Consider the following 17,139-nt stretch of genomic DNA (forward strand, 5'->3'; position numbering starts at 1 on the left):
CCCCCGTTTTTCCGGGTCTTTGGCGGATTCCGGTGCTGCAAGGTCAACGCTGAAAGGCGGGTTCTGCTGCCGCCTGGACCGGTCGGGTGATGACGCAAATGGGCGAGCCGGCGGCGGCCGTCAGGCCGGAGTCTTGCCGCCCGCCATGACGAACTGGTTCAGCCGCTCCTCGGGGAATTCGGCCTCGAGCTTGGCCGCCAGCGCCGCCGCCTCCGCCTCCAGGTCGGCGCCGCATTCGACGGGATCGGCCCGGCGCCATTCGGCCAGGTAGGAGTCCGTGTCGCGCAGGCCCGCCCGCATCGCCGCCCGGTCGATCGCCTTCTCGAAGCGCTCGTTGAGGACGCGCTTGGCGGTGGTCCGCCCGGCCTTGGCGATGACCTGGGCCGGGATGTCGCGCCAATAGACGATGGTGAGCTGGGGCATGCTGGATTCCTGAAATGGAGAATGATGGAGCGTCAGTGGGATCGGGCGGCGGTTTTGTCGGACGGGGACGCCGGGGCCGTGTTGCCGGGAGGCAGCATCCGCTGCGCCTCCTCGATGAAGCTCTGCAGCTCGCCATAGCCGGTGAAGCGCCGCTCATAGGCGAGACCGAGCCGCGCGGCCGCGGCCTCGGCCCTGGTGTCGAGGGCCGGATCGTCGCGCTGCGCCAGATAGATCAGCTTCTTGTAATTGCCGAAATAGGCCTCGCGCAGCTCGGGATGCCGGTCGAGCGCCAGCCCCTCGATGATGAGCTTGTCGAACTGCCGCACCAGATAGTCGGTCAGGTAGAAGGTGCCGAGCTCGGCCTCGTGCATCGCCGCGAAGGCGGCGCTGCCGGCATAGAACTCGTAGCAATGGGGCCCGGCGATGCGCTCGACCCCGCCCTCCTCCTCCAGCACCCGGTCGAGCTCGCCGCCCGTGCCGCAATCGGCATAGAGCACCAGGAGGCGGTCATAGCGGTCGCGGTTCTCGCGGATCTTCTGCCGCACACCCTCGGGGATCCGGTCGGGATAGTTGTGCCAGATGGCCGGCAGGCAGGTGATCGACAGGTTGGTCCAGCCCGCCCGCTCGATCACGGCCAGGATCTCGCGCGCCAAGGCACCGCAGGCGATGATGAGGGTGGTAGGGGCCTTGTCCATGTCGGTCGTCGCCGAGAGCTCCGGAATGCCGGTTCCCATATATGGGCATCGGACGGCACCGCCGCCATGCCAGGGATCAGGCTAGGCGCTTGCCACCGGGCGACTAGACGGCCAGCGACGGCGGATGCCGCGGTGGCGACGCGAACCCGCCGCCCCGGCCCGCTCCTTGTAGGGCCATCGGCTTAAGAAAGCCTGGCTAACCGTTCGGGAAGAACAGGACCGGGGCCTCGTTCGACAACACGACGCGGCAGCCTTTCGAATCCCGGCCGCCGACCCCGAACGCCGCCGGCGCGCAGCGAATGGACAGCTCCTGTCCCCAGCGCGTGACAGCCGCGACCTGCACGGTCTCGCCCAGATAGGTCGCGTCCCGGATGGTCGCCGGGAAACCCGCCTCGGCACCCGTCCCCTCGCCCTGTCCGAAGCGAAACTGCTCCGGCCGCACCAGGAGAACCCCTTCCGCACCGGCCGTCAGCCCGACCTTGCCGCGCACGTTGCCGATCAGCGTGCCGTCCGGCATCCGCGCCGTCGCCCGTCCGTCCGTCACGTTCGCGATGGTCGCCTGCAGGAAGTTCGAGTTGCCGACGAAGCCGGCGACGAACCGGTTGACGGGATTGTCGTAGAGCGACGCCCCGGAAGCGATCTGCTCGATGCGGCCGTGATTGAAGACCGCGATCCGGTCGGAGAGCCGCAAGGCCTCCTCCTGGTCGTGGGTCACATAGAGGATCGTGGCGCCGGTCTCCCGGTGGATGCGCCGGATCTCGAGCTGGAGATCCTCCTTGAGCCGCTTGTCGAGCGCCGCCAGGGGCTCGTCCATCAGGAGGATCTCCGGGTCGTAGGCGAGCGCGCGGGCGAGCGCCACCCGCTGCTGCTGGCCGCCCGAGAGCTCGGATGGCTTGCGCCCGGCGAACTTCTCCAGCCGCACCAGCGCCAGCATCTCGGCCAGGCGCTTCTCGATCCGCTCGCGCGGCCAGCGGCGCACCTTGAGCGGGAAGGCGATGTTCTCCGTCACGTTCATATGCGGGATCAGGGTATAGCGCTGGAACACCATGCCGATGTTGCGCTTGTTCGGCGGGACATCGAGAAGCGACTTGCCCTGGAGCGAGATGTCGCCCTCCGACGGCTCGTGCAGCCCGGCGATCAGATAGAGCAAGGTCGATTTGCCGGAGCCCGAGGGGCCGAGGAAGGTGACGAACTCGCCCTTTTCGATATCGAGGCTGACATCGTTGACCGCCACCGCATCGTGGAACCGCTTGGCCACGCCCCGGATGGAGAGGAACGCGCTCATCGGCGCTTCCTCATGAGCAGCGCGCTGGTCGCCAGCAGCAGGATCGTCAGCAGCACCAGCAGGCTCGAGGCGGCGGCGATCACGGGCGTGAGATCCTGGCGAAGCGTCGTCCATATCTTGACCGGAAATGTCTGCAGGGTGGGGCTGGCCATGAAGATCGCGATGACGATCTCGTCCCAGGAGGCCAGGAACGAGAAGATGGCGGCGGTGAAGAGGCTGAAGCGGATCGCCGGCACCGTCACCCTGAGCTTGGCCTGGAGCGGAGTCGCGCCGCAGAGGATCGCGGCATCCTCGATCGACTTGTCGAAATGCAGCAGCGCGTTCCCGATCACGATCACGGAGAACGGCAGGGCAATGACGAGATGGGCAAGGACGAAGCCCGGCAGCGTGCCATTGAGCCCAACGCGCAGGAAGAGCGAATAGATGCCGACCGCGAGCACGACCACCGGCAGCACCATCGGCATCAGCAGGAAGACCCGCAGGACCGATTTGCCCCGGAAGGTGCCGCGGGTGATCGCCAGGGCCGACCAGAAACCCAGCAGGACGGAGCAGAGGGCGACGAGAACCCCGATCTTGGCGCTCGTCAGCACCGAATGGATCCATTGCGGATTGGCGAAGAACGCCGCGTACCATTTGAGCGTCCAGGCCGGCGGCGGGAAGATCAGCCAGCGCGACGAGCCGAAGGAGAGCAGCACGATGAACAGGATCGGCAGCAGCAGGAAGATGCAAGCGACCGCCCCGACGATGCCCAGGAGCCAGCGCAGCCATCCCAGCCGCTCGAAATCGAGCAACATGCCTCAGCCCTTCCGCGAGCCGGCCAGCGGATCGAACAGCCGGATCTGCAAGGCATAGAGCCCCAGCGTGACGGCGAAGAGGATGAAGGCCGCCGCAGCGCCCAGACCCCAGTTCAGCATCGACTGGATGAGCTGCACGATCAGCTCGGCCAGCATCATGTAGGCGGGACCGCCCAGCAGAACCGGCGTCACGAAATAGCCCAGCGACATGACGAAGACCATCAGGCAGCCGGCGACGATGCCCGACGCGCAGCTCGGCAGGAAGACATGGAGGAAGCATTGCAGGCGCGAGGCGCCGCAGAGCGACGCCGCGCGCAGGACGTCCGGATCCATCGCCTTCATCGTCGCGTAGAGCGGCAGGATGACGAAGGGAAACATGATGTAGGTCATCCCGATCGTGATGCCGATCAGGTTGTTCGTGAGGGCGAGCGGCGCCTGGATCAGCCCCAGCGCCATCAGCGCCCGGTTGATCACCCCCGTCGACTGCAGGAGGATCATCCAGGCGAAGGTCCGGGTCAGCAGATTCGTCCACATGGAAAGCAGGATCACGGCGAAGATCAGCAGTCCCCAGACCCGGGGAACGACGGCAAGGAGCCACGCCACCGGGAAGCCGATCGCCAGCGTCACCAGGGTCACCGTCGTCGAGACGATGAAGGTGTTGAGCAGGATCGTGCGATAGGAGGCGGAGCCCAGCAGCTCGGCATAGTTCTGGAACCCCGCCTGCGGCTCCAGGAAGCTCCTCGACAGCAGGATCAGGACGGGCAGGACGAAGAGCGCCGACAGCAGCAGGAGCGCCGGCATCGCAAGAACCAACCCGCTTGCTCTTGTGCTGCGGACCCAGGGCCGCAAGACGAGGCTGAGGGTCAGGCTCCGCATCGCGATGCCGGTCGCTCCCTAGGCACGTGCCGCTCCGCCGGCGATCAGGCCGCCTGCCATTCGTACCAGCGCTTGCTGATGGTGTCCCGGTTATCCGCCCAGTATTCGATGTTCAGCGGAACGTTCTGGGCGGCATGCTGGCTCGGCTGGAATTCGAGGATATCCGAGTTCAGCAGGGCCAGCGACTTGGTGTTGACCGGCCCGTAGGCGGAGATGTTCGCCATCTCGGCCTGGCCCTTCGCGCTGACGGCATAGGCCAGGAACTTCATCGCGGCGTCCTTGTTGGGCGAGCCCTTGGGAATCACGAGCACGTCGGCCGCCACGAGGTTCTGGTTCCAGGACAGGCCGATATTCTGCCCGTCCTGCAGCAGGGAATAGAGCCGGCCGCTCCAGAACATGCCGAGCGGGGTTTCGCCGGAGGCCAGGAACTGCTGGGATTCGGCGCCGCTGCTGTACCAGAGGATGTCCTTCTTGATGAGATCCATCTGCTTGAAGGCGCGGTCGAGGTCGAGCGGATAGAGATCCTCCGGCTTGACGCCGGAGGCGAGCAGCGGAACCTCGAGCAGGCCCGGCCCGACCCATTTGTAATAGGCGCGCTTGCCCGGATATTTCGCCGTGTCGAACAGGTCGGTCCAGTGCTGCGGGGCCTTGTCGCCGTATTTCCCCTTGTCGTAGCCCAGCACATGGGTCGAGACGTAGCTGCCGACCGCGTAGTCCGACACCCAGCGCGGATCGAGCTCGTCCCGGTTGATGATCGAGAAGTCGAGCTTCTCCGCGAGGCCCGCCTTGCCGGCATAGAGGCCGAAATCATGCTCGACATCGACGACGTCCCAGGTGACGTTGCCGGCCTCGACCATGGCCTTGAGCTTGCCATAGTCCGAAGGACCGCCCTGCACCACCTGGATGCCGCTCTCGGCGCTGAAGGGCACGCCCCAGGCCTTCTCCTGCGCATCCTGGGTGGTGCCGCCCCAGCTGACGAAATTGACCTGGCCGGCACCCGAGAAGGCAAGCCGGGGATTGACCAGGGCCAGGGCCGCACCCGCGCCCAGGCCCATCATGACTTTGCGACGATCGATCATCTGTCTCACCACGCCTTTCGGTTTTCGTTGTCGTTGGAAGCCCTAGCCAAGAACCCGCTCGTAGAAATCGAGCCAGTTCCGTCCCATGTAGCCGTCGATGTCCTCGTCGGACCAGTTGCGCGCGGCCAGCGCGTCGGCGATCCGCGGGAAATCCGCGGGCGTCTTCATCCATTCCGGCCATTTGGGCGGCACGACCGGCGCCCAGTCGAAGGTGCCGCGGCCCGTCCTGACCTGCTTGATGTAGGAAAGCGGCCGGCGCCAGACGAAGTCGGTGCCGAGCCCGAGATTGCGCTTGCCGACGATGCCGGCCGTGTGCTCGATCAGATCGATGAAGCGCTCGAGCGTGCAGTTCATGCCGCCGGGCAGCATGGCGGGGAACAGCACCATCCCGAACATGCCGCCCTTCTTGACGAGCGCCTTCATGATCTCGTCCGACTTCAGCCGATGCTTGAGCTCCACGTCGGAGGAGAAGCTCGACGCGTTCGAATGCGTCACGGCGATGGGCGCCGTCGAATGCTCGATCGAATCCATCGTGGTCTTGACGCCGCAATGCGAGGTGTCGACCACCATGCCGAGCCGGTTCATCTCGGCGATGATCTTCTTGCCGTAGAGCGAAAGACCGGTGTCGTTCGGTTCCAGGCAGCCGGCGCCGGCGAGGCCCTGGTGGTTGTAGGACATCTGGATCGCGCGGATTCCCAGATCGTAGAAGATCTCGACCAGCGCCAGATCGTCCTCGAGCGGCAGGGTGTTCTGGAATCCGAGGACCACCGCCGTCTTGCCCTCGGCCGCGACGGCGCGGATCTCCTTCGCGTTCCGCGCCGGCCGGACGAGATCCGCATGGTTGCGGAAGGCCCTGCGCCAGCGCGACAAGGCGGACAGCGCCTCGCGCGTATTGTCGAAGGTGTAGTTCATGCAGGTGGCGTGGACGCAGGATACGCCGCCCTTGTGCCACTCCTCGAAGACCTCGGGATCGCACTCGTCGGCCTGCAGCCCGTCGATGATCATGCGTTTCTTGTTATTGCCGGCCGCCATGAGCGCGCCCTCCTGAAATGTGTTCCTGGGGGCACGCTAGTGACGGCCGGAGACCGGTTCCAATATCGAGTGCGTATTCTCTAAGACGCCTGCCATATCAGCAGACGAGCGCAAGCATCTCGAAAGAAATACTTGGCGGCCCAGAAAGCTTTCCTACTGGGGTACTCGGGCGGGAACGGCTTCCGGTCGCCGGGCGACGGGGAGACCGGAACCGGCGCTCAATAGTAGGGGGCCGAGATCCGTTCGATCGCGAACGCCTCAAGGATCGATCGGCGCTCACCCAGCCGTTCCATGAGCCGCAAGAGACGAGGGAACGTCCGCGTCGGGCGCGCGATATGCCGGGACCAGCGGCCCAGCATGAAGAGATAGAAATCCGCGACCGAAGGCCCGTCGCCGGCGAGCCAGTCCCGGCCCTCCAGATGGCGGTCGATCACCTCGAGATGCCGGGCGACATGGCCGCCCATCACGGTCTTGAAGGCGCCCTGCCGCTCCGGCTCCACGTAGAATTCCGGCCGGAAGAACTGCCAGAGGTCGGCCTGCAGCGTATTGGTGAGGAAGGTCAGCCACTGATACTGGTGCGAGCGGGCATCGGTGCCGAGGCCCGCGATCAGCCTGGCCTCGGGATGCCGGTCCGCGAGATGCAGGCAGATCGCGGCCGATTCGAACAGCACGAACGTCCCGTCCGTGAAGGTGGGGATCCGGCCGTTCGGGTTGAGGGCGAGATAGTCCGCGGTCTTGTGCTGACCGAGGCTCCGATCGACGAGCATCAGCTCATGCGCGACCCCGATCTCCTTCAGGACGAAATGCGGAGCGAGGCTGGCCAACCCCGGCGAGTAATACAATCGGTACATGGGTGCGAGCCGCCTTTCCGGATCCGTCAGACCACCAGCGGCCACTTGCTTTCAGGAGCAAGCGAAAGCTTCGCCCACATGCGGCGGCGCGAGCTCCGGGCCAGGTCGTAGACCATCGCCGCCTCGACGCGCGTCGGCTGGCCGCCCGACCAGACGACCTCGCCATTGACGATGACCGTCGAGATCGATTTCGAGCCGCAGCTATAGACCAGCGCCTGGACCGGGTCGGTGATCGGCTGCGCCTCGGGCAGGTCCGTGGTGCGGATCACGATATCGGCGTATTTGCCCGGCTCGATCGAGCCGATCTTGTCCAGCATCCCCACGGCCTTGGCCCCGCCGCGGGTCGCCAGCTCCAGCACGTCCTCGGCGGAGAAGGCGAGCTTGCTCTGGTTCTTCGCACGGGAGGCCAGCAGCGCCGCCAGGCCCTGCAGCCCGATATCGTAGCGACATCCCGAGACGGCCCCATCGCTGGCGAGCGATACAGTCACGCCCGCCCGCATCATCTCGAGATGATGCGCATGCTGTGCCGCCTCGGCGCCCAGGCTCATGGAGGTCACCGGGCACCAGACGACCGACATGCCGGCCTGGCGCACCACGGCGACCTCGTCGGCCGTGAGATCGTTCATATGGCTGAAGGTGCAGTTCTCGCTCAGCAGGCCGTGGTCGGCATAGTGGCACATCGCCCGCTGCCCCAGGCGCTTCTCGTCCGCCGAGCCGTCGTGGGTGTCGAAGGACTGATGCTGCGAGAACACGACATGGTGATCGTCGGCCAGCGCCAGCGCCGCCCGCATCAGCTCGTCGGAAGCGCTGCCCAGCCCGAAAAGGACGACGCAGCCCCGGATCAGCGGCTCGCCCTTGTTCCGCTTCAACTGGCCGCCCAGGAGATCGAGGCTGCGCTTCCGGCTCCGCGGCGCCCTCGTCATCGCGTGGGTATCGCCGGCGAGCGGGACATCCCAGAGAAAAGGGTCGCCGATCAGGCCGCGGATGCCCGTCGCCGCGGCGGCCTCGGCCGCCAGGTCGGGGAACTGCAGCGTGCCGGCCTCCAGGAAGCAGGTGGTGCCGTTCGACAGCATCTCCAGGCAGTTGAGCAGCGTCGCGGCGCGCTCGTCCTCCTCCTCGACGCTGTCCCACCAGCGCCGGAACGTGTTCATCATCACGGAGGTTTCGGCGCTGTCCGGGATGGCGCCGCGCGCGGTGTTCATGAAATGAACGTGGGTGTCGACGAAGCCCGGATGCACGATGCCGCCGCCGGCATCGATCACGCGCGCCGCCTTCACCGAGCCGGCGATCTCCCGGTCCGTGCCGACGGCGACGATCTTGTTGCCGGCGATGGCCACGGCGCCGCGCTCGAAATACTCGCGGCTGTCGTTCATCGTGATGAGGTAGGCGTTCCTGACGACGAGGTCGGCGTGCATATCGGTCATCGGCCTGCGATCCGGATTTCGATGTTGGGTCGCGATCGGAAAAGCCTAGGGCCCGCTGCCGGGACCAGCCAATACAAAGCTCGTCTTGTGTGATACAGGAGGCGTATCAGCTGCTATCCGATGATCGGCTGGGCGCAGGTCCTGAAGATCGTGACGAGCGATCTCGTCAGCTCGGCGTCCTTCTTGTCCTCGACATAGGCCGCGACCAGCAGGGTTTCCGCCTCGAGATCGTCGGGAAGATGGACGGTGACGCCCTTCGACATCGCAGCGAGCTGCAGCGGCACGAGGGAAAAGCCCTGTCCGGCAGCGACCAGATTGATAATCGTGAGCGTCGAGCCGGCAACCTGGTCCAGGTCCGGCGCCAGCCCCGCGCGATTGCAGGCGGCCATCACCGTGTCGAAATAACCGGGCCCGAGCTCGCGCGGGAAGAAGACGAAGCGCTCGTCGGCGAGATCGGCAAGCTTCAGCTTCGGATCGCCGGCACGAGGATGATCGTTCGCGAGGATGATCGCCAGCTTGTCGCGCGCGACGGTCTCGGTGACGAAGCCGGGGCTGGTCCAGGGCGCGCGCAACAGGCCAATATCGAGCTCGCCGGCCCGCAGCATGTCGCCCTGGCGGCTCGTGCTCGCCTCGACGAGGCGCAGGTCGACCGTGGGATGGCCGTCGCGGAAACGCTTCATGATCGGCGCCAGCAGCATCGAGGCGGAGCTGACGAAGCCGATCTTCACCAGGTTCGGCACGCCCTGCCGCGTGACGAGAACGGCCGAATCGACCGCCGCCAGGATGCGCCGCGCGTGGGGCAGGAACCTCTTGCCCGCGGGCGTGAGGGAGACGCCGCGCTTGTTGCGGGCGAAGAGCGCGACCTTCAGCTCGTCTTCGAGCTGGCGGATCTGCTGCGACAGCGGCGGCTGGGAGATATGAAGAGCCTCGGCCGCCTTGCGGAAATGCAGTTCTTCGGCGACCGCCAGGAAATATTTGATATGGCGAAGCTCCATTCCGAAGCGCTCCCCTCGCCTCCGCCGTCCGCAATGGCAGCGCGTCGGGAAAGCTGCCAGAACCGTTCCGCCGAGGTGCCGGCGAGCACCCTGCGGCCGGATGCTACTCCGCCGCCGCGCGCAGCGACAGGCGCTTGAGGCAGCGATCGATCCACTGCGCCGTCAATTTTTCTTGCGTGCCGTTCTGCGACAGCCGCTCGCGCAGGCCCTTGAAATCGACCTGGTCGATCGGCTGATCCTGGTTGAAGCAGGTGAAGACCGCATAGCGGTCGCCGGTCGAGGGATCGATATGGGTCTGCAGGCACTGGGCGCAGATCTCCTTCATCATGCATTGCATCGGCGAGTTGATCGAGGCGATCGCCTGATGCGAGGGCTTGAGGAAGGGCTGGAGCACGCCGTGGCGGGCGCGGCCCACCGCCGCCATCATCCCGTCCGAGCCGATGGCGACGATGCGGTCGACGTCGCGCAGATGGATGCTGGGCTCGCCGAGCTTGCCTTCGCCATAGGCGGTCATGGCGGCGACGATGTTGCCGACGAAGGCGCGGTCCTGCGGCCGGTCGGGCGTGAAGCCCGGCGCCTCGTCCGAGCACCAGACCACGACATCCGCCGCGGCCTTGATGTCCTCGATCTTGTAGCGGTCGACCAGCTTCTTGTAGCCGGCGAAATAGAGCACGCGCGATCCGACGGCGCGCAAGGCGCGGCCGATCGAGAACAGCACGGCGTTGCCGAGCCCGCCCCCCACCAGGAGCACGGTCTCGTCGGCCGGCGTCTCGGTCGGCGAGCCGGTCGGCCCCATCAGGATCACCGGCTCGCCCGGCTTCATCATCATGCAGAGGTCCGAGGAGCCGCCCATCTCGAGCGCGATCAACCCGACCAGGCCCTTCTCCTTGTCGACCCACGCGCCGGTGAGCGCCAGGCCCTCCATCGCCAGCAGCGTGCCGTCGGTCCTGTAAGCATTGGCCTCGTAGTTCTGCAGCCGGTAGAACTCGCCCGGCTCGAAATTGCCCGCGGCCTGCGGCGCCTGGACCACCACCTCGATGATGGTCGGCGTCAGGCGGTGGACCTGATGCACCGTGGCGCGGAGCCGGCGGTTGAGCGAAGCGAGGAACGCCGCCTCGCCGCCCGACGGTGCCGCCGGCAGTTTCATCAATGCCGCGTTCACCACCGGCCAGCCCTGCTTCGCCGAGGCCATCGCCTTCACCACATTGCCGGCGAAGGAGGGATGGAGATCGCCGAAGAAGCTGACGCTCCGCCCGTCGGGGCGGAACTGCTGCAGCACGCGCACGGACGCGGGCTTTGCCAGCCGCTCGGGGCGCACAGGCGCGCCCGTCTCGTCCACCGCCTGGAAATAGGAGCCGTCGACGCCGAAATTCTCGCGATCCTCGCGCGCCAGGACGGTGTTGGGCTTGGTGCCGGCCGCGACCAGCACGGCGCGCGCCGGCAGCTCGATCTCGTCGCCCTCGCCGCGCTTGAAGCGGATGGCGTGGGTCAGGCCGAACTTGTCGACCACGATCTCGCTGGGCGTCAGGTTCTCGGCGAAGCGGATGCCCTCCTCGAGCGCCTTCTCCACCTCCTCGTGATTGAGGGTGTAGCTCGGCGAATCGATCAGGCGGCGGCGATAGGCCATGGTGACGCCGCCCCAGCCGTCGATCAGCTTCACCAGCTCGGGCGCGCGGCCCTCGCGCTTCGCCGCCTCGCGCTCGGCGCGGATGGCGCGGGCATGGGCGATGAACTCGTCGGCGGTCTCGATCTCGGCCGGGCTCCAGCGGCGGCGGATCTCGGCCTCGCCCCGCTCGGCCGCCAGCGTCTCGTAGCGCTGGAGGAACTTCTCGACCTGCACCGGGTAATAGGCGAGCGCCTCGGTCGCGGTGTCGATCGCGGTCAGGCCGCCGCCGATCACCACCACCGGCAGGCGGATCTGCAGGTTGGCGATCGATTCCGCGCGCGCGGCCCCGGTGAGCTGCAGCGCCATCAGGAAGTCCGAGGCCTGGCGCACGCCCGGAGCCAGGCCGTTCGGCATGTCGAGAATGGTGGGCTTGCCGGCGCCGAGCGCCAGCGCCACATGGTCGAAGCCCATCTCGAAGGCCTGGTCGAGCGTGACGGTGCCGCCGAAGCGCACGCCGCCGAACATGGCGAAGCTCGCGCGGCGCTCCAGCAGCAGCCGGATCAGCTTCAGGAAGTTCTTGTCCCAGCGCACCGTGATGCCGTATTCGGCGACCCCGCCGAAGCCCGCCATCACGCGCGCATCGAGCGCCTCGTAGAGCGAGGTCACGTCGCGCACCGGCTTGAAGGGGACGCGGGCGCCCCTGGCGTCGACGCCGGAGATCTCCGCCGGCAGCGGCTCGATCTTGAGCCCGTCCACCGCCACCACGAGATGGCCCTGGTTCAACAGGTGGTGCGAGAGCGTATAGCCGGCGGGCCCCAGCCCCGCCACCAGCACCTTGCGGCCCGAGGCGGGCTTGGCCACCGGCACGCGCAGATTGAGCGGGTTCCAGCGCGTGAGCAGGCTGTAGATCTCGAAGCCCCAGGGCAGATCGAGCACGTCTTTCAGCGTGCGGGTCTCGGCCTGCGGGATATCGACCGGGTCCTGCTTCTGGTAGATGCAGGCTTTCATGCAGTCGTTGCAGATGCGGTGCCCCGTGCCGGCGATCATCGGATTGTCGGTGACCGCGATGGCGAGCGCCCCCAGGGCCACGCCGTCGGCCTTGAGCGTATGCATCTCGGAGATCTTCTCCTCGAGCGGGCAGCCGGCGAGCGTGACGTTGAACGGGCTCTTCCTGAAGCTCCCGTCCTTTTCCTTGAGGCCCTTCGAGCAGCTGTCCTTGCCCTGGTTGTGGCAGAAGATGCAGTAGTTGGCCTGGTCGAGCGCGCCGATCAGGTCGGTGCCCTTGTCGGTGAGGGCGAAGCCCTCGCGGTGGCGCGGATGGCCTTCGGCGCCGAGCTCCAGCGCACGGGCCGGATGGCTCTGCGAGGCATGGAGCGGCACCAGATGCAGATGGTCGAGCTTGCGCGGCTGCTTGAAGAGCACGCCCTTGCGGTGGCGCGCCTTGCCGGCCTCGGTCAGGGTCGCCCAGGCGGCGTAGCGCGCGGCCTTCTCGAGCTTGTCGGCATGGGCCGCCTCGTCGGCCTGCCAGCCCTGCACCGCATTGGCGAAGGCGAGCTCGTCGAAGGGCGAGACCGCGAGGCCCAGGTCCTTCAGCAGCGCGTCGGCATCGAGGCTCGCCAGCTCTTCGGGCTTCGCCCCCTTGAGCGCGCGGCGCTGCACGAAGAGCCGCTTGCAGAGGAAGAGCGGCGCCAGCTTGTTGTGGCGCTCGGCCAGCGCCCGCACCTCGGCTTCGATGCCGAAGAGCGTCGCCAGGAAATCCTCGAGATGCGGCGCCACCGCCAGCAGCAGCTCGGATTCGGCCTTCGCCGCCAGCGCCGACGGATTGGCGCGCGCCGCCTCGAGCTTGCCCCTGAGATCGGCCTGGAGGCTCTCGAGGAACAGCCGGTCGATCCGGGCCAGGCCTTCCGGGCGGTAGAGATCCTCGAAGGCGAGGTCGTGGGCGAGGCGGAGGTCGGTCATCGGGTTTCTGTTTGATCGCTTCGCTCTAGTTTCAAGCTTCGAGCGCGTTTCTTGATTGACGTCGGGTTCTGCAGCGCGATGTCTCGGACAAGAGCATCGAGCAAATCCTAGGGGCCGATGCCGCGTTTCTGCGCCTGGAGGCTGAGATAGAGCCAGGCCACGGTGGCGCCGGCGAGCGCCGTGATCTCGGCGACGTCGTAGGGCGGCGCCACCTCGACGATGTCCATGCCGACGAAGTCGACCGGCGCCAGGCGCATCAGGATGGCGCGGACCTCGAGCGTGGTGAGGCCGCCGATCTCGGGCGTGCCGGTGCCCGGCGCCTGGCTCGGATCGATGCAGTCGATGTCGAAGGTCAGGTAGCTCTTGCCCTTGCCGGTGCGCTCGAGGATCGCCTCGGCCACATGGGCCGGGCCCATCTCATGCGCTTCCTCGGCCGAGATGATCCGCACGCCTTTGCCCACGGTCCAGTCATAGACGTCGCGGCCGAGCGGCGAGCGGATACCGATCTGGATCATGCGCGCGGGATCGACGATGCCCTCGTTGATCGCGTGATAGAAGCAGGAGCCATGGCCGTAGGGCTGGCCGAAGCTGTCGGGCCAGGTATCGACATGGGCGTCGAAATGCACCAGGCCCAGCGGCCCGCCATGGCGCTTGGAAGCCGCGCGCAGCAAGGGCAGCGCGATCGAATGGTCGCCGCCCAGCGTGATCAGGTGCCCGATCTTGGCGGCCTGCTGCTCGATCAGCGCCATGCTCTTCTCGGTGTCGCCCAGCGCGATGTCGAAATCGCCGACATCGGCGAGATCGAGCTTCTGCGGGTTGTGCCAGTTCTGCGGATTGGCGCCGTCCACCAGCATGCGGCTGATGGCGCGGATCGCCATCGGGCCGAAGCGCGAGCCCGCGCGGTGCGTCGTGCCGATGTCGAACGGGATCCCCGCGACGACATAGTCCGCGGTCGGGGATTCGTTGGCGACACCGAGAAAGCTCGGGCGCGTGGAGAAGGTCGGCTTCATGGCGTTCGGGACCCGATGCAGCGCCGGCAACCATCCTGGTTCCGGCAGGCGCTTTCTAGCGGAAACCACCGCCCCGTCAAAGGCCTATTTACCCCCAAAATATGCGTGGTTCTGTAAAAATTACATGGCTGGCGCCGTATTTATAAAACGCGCCCTTTTCGCAGGGAGATAGCCTTCGCCGCGGCCCGCAGCGTCGGATAGCCGCAACCGCCGGATGGGCTCCGAAATCGGTGCTTTTGCATCACCCGCCGGCGCGCGGTTCGGGGGCCGGCTCGCCCAGGCGCCCGGCCTTCGCCCGCCGGCGGCTGCCGCGCGCCTCGGCGAGGTTCTGGGCCAAGCCGTTCTCGCGGGCGAGTTCCTCGATCCGCAGGCCCGTCACCCGCGGCGTCGCCATGCCGGCCGCCGCCATGCCGGCAAGCCGCGCCCAGACCGCCCTCTTCTTGCGGACCTGGTGCGGCTGGAAGACATCCATGTCGCGCGGCCCGATCTCTCGATCGATGGCGAGGGCGCCCGCTCGCAGCGCCGCCTCGAACAGCCGGGCGCCGGCTTGCGTGCGCACCAGGATGCCGTTGAAGCCTTCATCCTCGCCCGTGGGCCCGCCGCCGGGCCAGCAATCGGAAGCCGCGATGTCGGCGCCCTCGCCGATCGCGTCGGGACAGATCTTGCAGCGCGGCTGGATGCGCCAGCCCGCCTCGTCGGCCCACATCTCCGGATAGGTGATCTCGAACGCGCGCCCGTCCTTCGTCTCGAGGCGCGTCGGCCCCGGATTGCCGAAGCCGCGATAGCGGAACAGCGTCAGCTCTGCCTCCGTCAGGCCGAGCTGGCGCAGCACCTCCTCGGACTTGCCGAGATCGGACGCGCCGCCGCAGACGAAGGTGAGCGCATATTTCATGAGCCGATCCACGCGCGGATCCTGCCGTGCCAGATTGCGCACCGCATTGACGTCGCAGGGCTTGCCGATGAAGGCGAAGGGCCGGTTCCGGTCGAGGATCGCGAGGAAGTCGACCAGCGGCGCCGCGGGGCCGTAGCGCGAGCCGGCGCCCTCCAGCACCTGCGCCGCATCGAAGCTGATCTGGCGGCGGCTGCGCATCGGCGCCTCGCGCGAGGCCGCCACATGCAGGATGAAATCGACCTCGCCGCTCTCGACCAGATAACGCCCCAGCGCCGTCAGCACGCCGCCGGTCGACCCCTGATCGCGGATGGCGGGATCGCCGGCATAGCCGATCACCATGCGCGACCAGGGGCCCCAGATGGGATCGACCTGCTCGTTCGCCGGCAGGCGCGCCGCATCGGCGCCCTCGATGCGCGTGCCCGGACAGGTCTCGTTGATGCGATGCAAGGTCGCGTCGTCGAGCGCGACGGACGCAACCGGCCGCTCGCCGCCGCTCTCGGTCATGACCAGCCGGACGCGCTGCGGACCGGCGATGCTCTGGCACAGGCCGCAGCCGATGCAGAGCCCGTTGCGCACGATCTCGTCGAGCGTCAAATCGGTGTTTGGCATCGTGGAGCTAGAACAGACGGAAGCCCGAGGCCTCGCGGAAGGCGCCGGCCTCGATCAGGCTCCTGATCGCCTCGATGTCGGGCGCCATGGCGCGGTCCTGGTCCCAGAAGGCGGCTTTCTTGCGGATCGCCGCCAGGATGGTCTCGAGCGTCGGGCTCGTCTTGAGCGGGCGGCGCATCTCGACACCTTGCGCCGCCGCCAGAAGCTCGATGGCGACGATCGCCGCCACATTGCCGGCGATCTCGTGGAGCCGGCGGGCGCCCCAGGTCGCCATGCTGACATGGTCCTCCTGGTTGGCCGAGGTCGGCAGGCTGTCGACCGAGGCGGGATGGGCCAGGCCCTTGTTCTCGCTGGCGAGCGCCGCCGCCGTCACATGGGCGATCATGAAGCCGGAATTGAGGCCGGGCTCGGGCACCAGGAAGGCCGAAAGCCCGCTCATGCGCGCATCGGTCAGGAGCGCGATGCGCCGCTCGGTGATGGAGCCGATCTCGGCCAGCGCGATTGCCGCGGCGTCCGCCGCCATCGCCACCGGCTCGGCGTGGAAATTGCCGCCGGAGAGGATCTCGCCCTCTTCGGCAAAGACCAGCGGATTGTCCGAGACCGCGTTCATCTCGCGCTCGACCGCGCCGCAGGCGAAGCGCAGCATGTCGAGCGCCGCGCCCATCACCTGCGGCTGGCAGCGCAGGCTGTAGGGGTCCTGCACCCGGTCGCAGTCGAGATGCGAGCGGCGGATCTCGCTCTCGGCAAGAATTGTACGATAGAGCTTCGCCACCTCGATCTGGCCGGGCTGGCCGCGCACCGCCTGGATGCGGGGATCGAACGGCACGTCACTGCCGGCGGCGGCATCGACTGAGAGCGAGCCTGAGACCAGCGCCGCCTGGAAGAGGCGCTCGGCCTCCAGCAGGGCCGCGGCGGCGAGCGCCGTCGAGACCTGCGTGCCGTTGAGGAGCGCCAGCCCTTCCTTGGCCTCGAGCGCCAGCGGCTTCAGCCCCAGGGCCGAGAGCGCGGCTTCGGCCGGCATGACCTCGCCCGCGAGCTTGATCTCGCCCTGGCCGATCATCGCCGCCGTCATGTGCGCGAGCGGTGCCAAGTCGCCCGAGGCGCCGACCGAGCCTTTGGCCGGAATGACCGGCAGCGCCTCGGCCGCGTAGAGCTTGAGCAGCATCTCGATCGCCTCGCGGCGCACGCCCGAATGGCCGCGCGCGAGGCCGTTGGCCTTGAGCACCAGCACGAGGCGTACCACCCGGTCCGGCAGCGCAGGACCGGTCCCCGCCGCATGGCTCAGCACCAGGCGGCGCTGCAGCTCGGCGAGCTCGGCATCGGCGATGCGCGTGCGCGCCAGGCTGCCGAAGCCGGTATTGACGCCATAGACGGTGCGGCGTTCGCGGATCACCGCGCGGACGGTCTCGACCGAGGCCTCGATCGCGGGGCCCGCGGCCGCATCCAGCGCGATCGAAACACCGCCGCCCTCGAGGCCCCGCAGATCGGCAAGGGAGAGACGGCCGGGATGGAGCGTGAAGGTCTGGGACATGGAACAGGTCCTGGCAGGGCGAAGCAGGGTGCGGCAAGAGGAAGCGGCGTGCGGGAGTGATAACACCGGAGGCCGCCC

General features: G+C 67.5%; 14 protein-coding genes. All 14 read right to left on the minus strand.

The features are described from left to right. Positions 1–120: 120 nt before the first annotated feature. The 14 genes from FRZ61_RS23125 to hutH all read right to left on the minus strand — a co-directional run bounded on the left by FRZ61_RS23125 (position 121) and on the right by hutH (position 17,061). A complete protein-coding gene (locus FRZ61_RS23125) occupies positions 121–423 on the minus strand; it encodes a virulence factor (protein ID WP_151119957.1) in 303 nt (100 codons plus the stop codon). A gap of 32 nt (positions 424–455) precedes the next feature. Continuing rightward, positions 456–1,157, minus strand: coding sequence for a DUF1638 domain-containing protein (locus FRZ61_RS23130; protein WP_151119958.1), 702 nt, complete (start codon positions 1,155–1,157; stop codon positions 456–458). A 157-nt stretch (positions 1,158–1,314) separates the two neighbouring features. Then, the gene (locus FRZ61_RS23135) at positions 1,315–2,403 is read right to left on the minus strand and encodes an ABC transporter ATP-binding protein (protein ID WP_151119959.1); all 1,089 of its coding nucleotides are present in this window, start codon (positions 2,401–2,403) and stop codon (positions 1,315–1,317) included. Continuing rightward, positions 2,400–3,197, minus strand: a complete 798-nt coding sequence (locus FRZ61_RS23140; protein ID WP_151119960.1) for an ABC transporter permease — start codon at positions 3,195–3,197, stop codon at positions 2,400–2,402. Before FRZ61_RS23140 ends, FRZ61_RS23135 begins: the two co-directional genes overlap by 4 nt. Positions 3,198–3,200: 3 nt before the next feature. After that, the gene (locus FRZ61_RS23145; RefSeq protein WP_151119961.1) at positions 3,201–4,073 is read right to left on the minus strand and encodes an ABC transporter permease; all 873 of its coding nucleotides are present in this window, start codon (positions 4,071–4,073) and stop codon (positions 3,201–3,203) included. A gap of 44 nt (positions 4,074–4,117) precedes the next feature. After that, positions 4,118–5,152 (minus strand): ABC transporter substrate-binding protein, encoded by a 1,035-nt coding sequence (locus FRZ61_RS23150; protein ID WP_151119962.1) that lies wholly within the window; start codon positions 5,150–5,152, stop codon positions 4,118–4,120. 42 nt (positions 5,153–5,194) lie between these two features. Beyond that, positions 5,195–6,184 carry a membrane dipeptidase gene (locus tag FRZ61_RS23155; protein ID WP_151119963.1) on the minus strand — a complete coding sequence of 330 codons (990 nt, stop codon included), beginning with the start codon at positions 6,182–6,184 and terminating at the stop codon, positions 5,195–5,197. A gap of 218 nt (positions 6,185–6,402) precedes the next feature. Continuing rightward, positions 6,403–7,035 carry a glutathione S-transferase family protein gene (locus FRZ61_RS23160; protein WP_151119964.1) on the minus strand — a complete coding sequence of 211 codons (633 nt, stop codon included), beginning with the start codon at positions 7,033–7,035 and terminating at the stop codon, positions 6,403–6,405. A gap of 26 nt (positions 7,036–7,061) precedes the next feature. Further along, positions 7,062–8,459 (minus strand): amidohydrolase family protein, encoded by a 1,398-nt coding sequence (locus FRZ61_RS23165; RefSeq protein ID WP_151119965.1) that lies wholly within the window; start codon positions 8,457–8,459, stop codon positions 7,062–7,064. 113 nt (positions 8,460–8,572) lie between these two features. Continuing rightward, a complete protein-coding gene (locus FRZ61_RS23170) occupies positions 8,573–9,454 on the minus strand; it encodes a LysR family transcriptional regulator (protein WP_151119966.1) in 882 nt (293 codons plus the stop codon). A gap of 103 nt (positions 9,455–9,557) precedes the next feature. Next, a complete protein-coding gene (locus FRZ61_RS23175) occupies positions 9,558–13,019 on the minus strand; it encodes an FAD-dependent oxidoreductase (protein WP_151119967.1) in 3,462 nt (1,153 codons plus the stop codon). A 107-nt stretch (positions 13,020–13,126) separates the two neighbouring features. Further along, entirely contained in the window at positions 13,127–14,059 is a 933-nt protein-coding gene (speB, locus tag FRZ61_RS23180) for an agmatinase (protein WP_225308967.1), read from the minus strand. 211 nt (positions 14,060–14,270) lie between these two features. Further along, positions 14,271–15,530 (minus strand): Coenzyme F420 hydrogenase/dehydrogenase, beta subunit C-terminal domain, encoded by a 1,260-nt coding sequence (locus tag FRZ61_RS23185; protein WP_225308968.1) that lies wholly within the window; start codon positions 15,528–15,530, stop codon positions 14,271–14,273. Positions 15,531–15,537: 7 nt separating this feature from the next. After that, positions 15,538–17,061 (minus strand): histidine ammonia-lyase, encoded by a 1,524-nt coding sequence (hutH, locus tag FRZ61_RS23190; RefSeq protein ID WP_151119969.1) that lies wholly within the window; start codon positions 17,059–17,061, stop codon positions 15,538–15,540. Between the last annotated feature and the right edge of the window lie 78 nt (positions 17,062–17,139).

Origin of the sequence: Hypericibacter adhaerens, assembly GCF_008728835.1 — a bacterium.
In the GTDB taxonomy this organism is placed as follows: domain Bacteria; phylum Pseudomonadota; class Alphaproteobacteria; order Dongiales; family Dongiaceae; genus Hypericibacter; species Hypericibacter adhaerens.

What these genes read in the sequence shown, in the direction of transcription:
- FRZ61_RS23170 (WP_151119966.1), bottom strand. Translation starts at nt 9,454, where the DNA reads ATGGAGCTTCGCCATATCAAATATTTCCTGGCGGTCGCCGAAGAACTG.
- FRZ61_RS23160 (WP_151119964.1), bottom strand. Translation starts at nt 7,035, where the DNA reads ATGTACCGATTGTATTACTCGCCGGGGTTGGCCAGCCTCGCTCCGCAT.
- hutH (WP_151119969.1), bottom strand. Translation starts at nt 17,061, where the DNA reads ATGTCCCAGACCTTCACGCTCCATCCCGGCCGTCTCTCCCTTGCCGAT.
- FRZ61_RS23125 (WP_151119957.1), bottom strand. Translation starts at nt 423, where the DNA reads ATGCCCCAGCTCACCATCGTCTATTGGCGCGACATCCCGGCCCAGGTC.
- FRZ61_RS23165 (WP_151119965.1), bottom strand. Translation starts at nt 8,459, where the DNA reads ATGACCGATATGCACGCCGACCTCGTCGTCAGGAACGCCTACCTCATC.
- FRZ61_RS23155 (WP_151119963.1), bottom strand. Translation starts at nt 6,184, where the DNA reads ATGGCGGCCGGCAATAACAAGAAACGCATGATCATCGACGGGCTGCAG.
- FRZ61_RS23140 (WP_151119960.1), bottom strand. Translation starts at nt 3,197, where the DNA reads ATGTTGCTCGATTTCGAGCGGCTGGGATGGCTGCGCTGGCTCCTGGGC.
- FRZ61_RS23145 (WP_151119961.1), bottom strand. Translation starts at nt 4,073, where the DNA reads ATGCGGAGCCTGACCCTCAGCCTCGTCTTGCGGCCCTGGGTCCGCAGC.
- FRZ61_RS23175 (WP_151119967.1), bottom strand. Translation starts at nt 13,019, where the DNA reads ATGACCGACCTCCGCCTCGCCCACGACCTCGCCTTCGAGGATCTCTAC.
- FRZ61_RS23130 (WP_151119958.1), bottom strand. Translation starts at nt 1,157, where the DNA reads ATGGGAACCGGCATTCCGGAGCTCTCGGCGACGACCGACATGGACAAG.
- FRZ61_RS23135 (WP_151119959.1), bottom strand. Translation starts at nt 2,403, where the DNA reads ATGAGCGCGTTCCTCTCCATCCGGGGCGTGGCCAAGCGGTTCCACGAT.
- FRZ61_RS23150 (WP_151119962.1), bottom strand. Translation starts at nt 5,152, where the DNA reads ATGATCGATCGTCGCAAAGTCATGATGGGCCTGGGCGCGGGTGCGGCC.
- FRZ61_RS23185 (WP_225308968.1), bottom strand. Translation starts at nt 15,530, where the DNA reads ATGCCAAACACCGATTTGACGCTCGACGAGATCGTGCGCAACGGGCTC.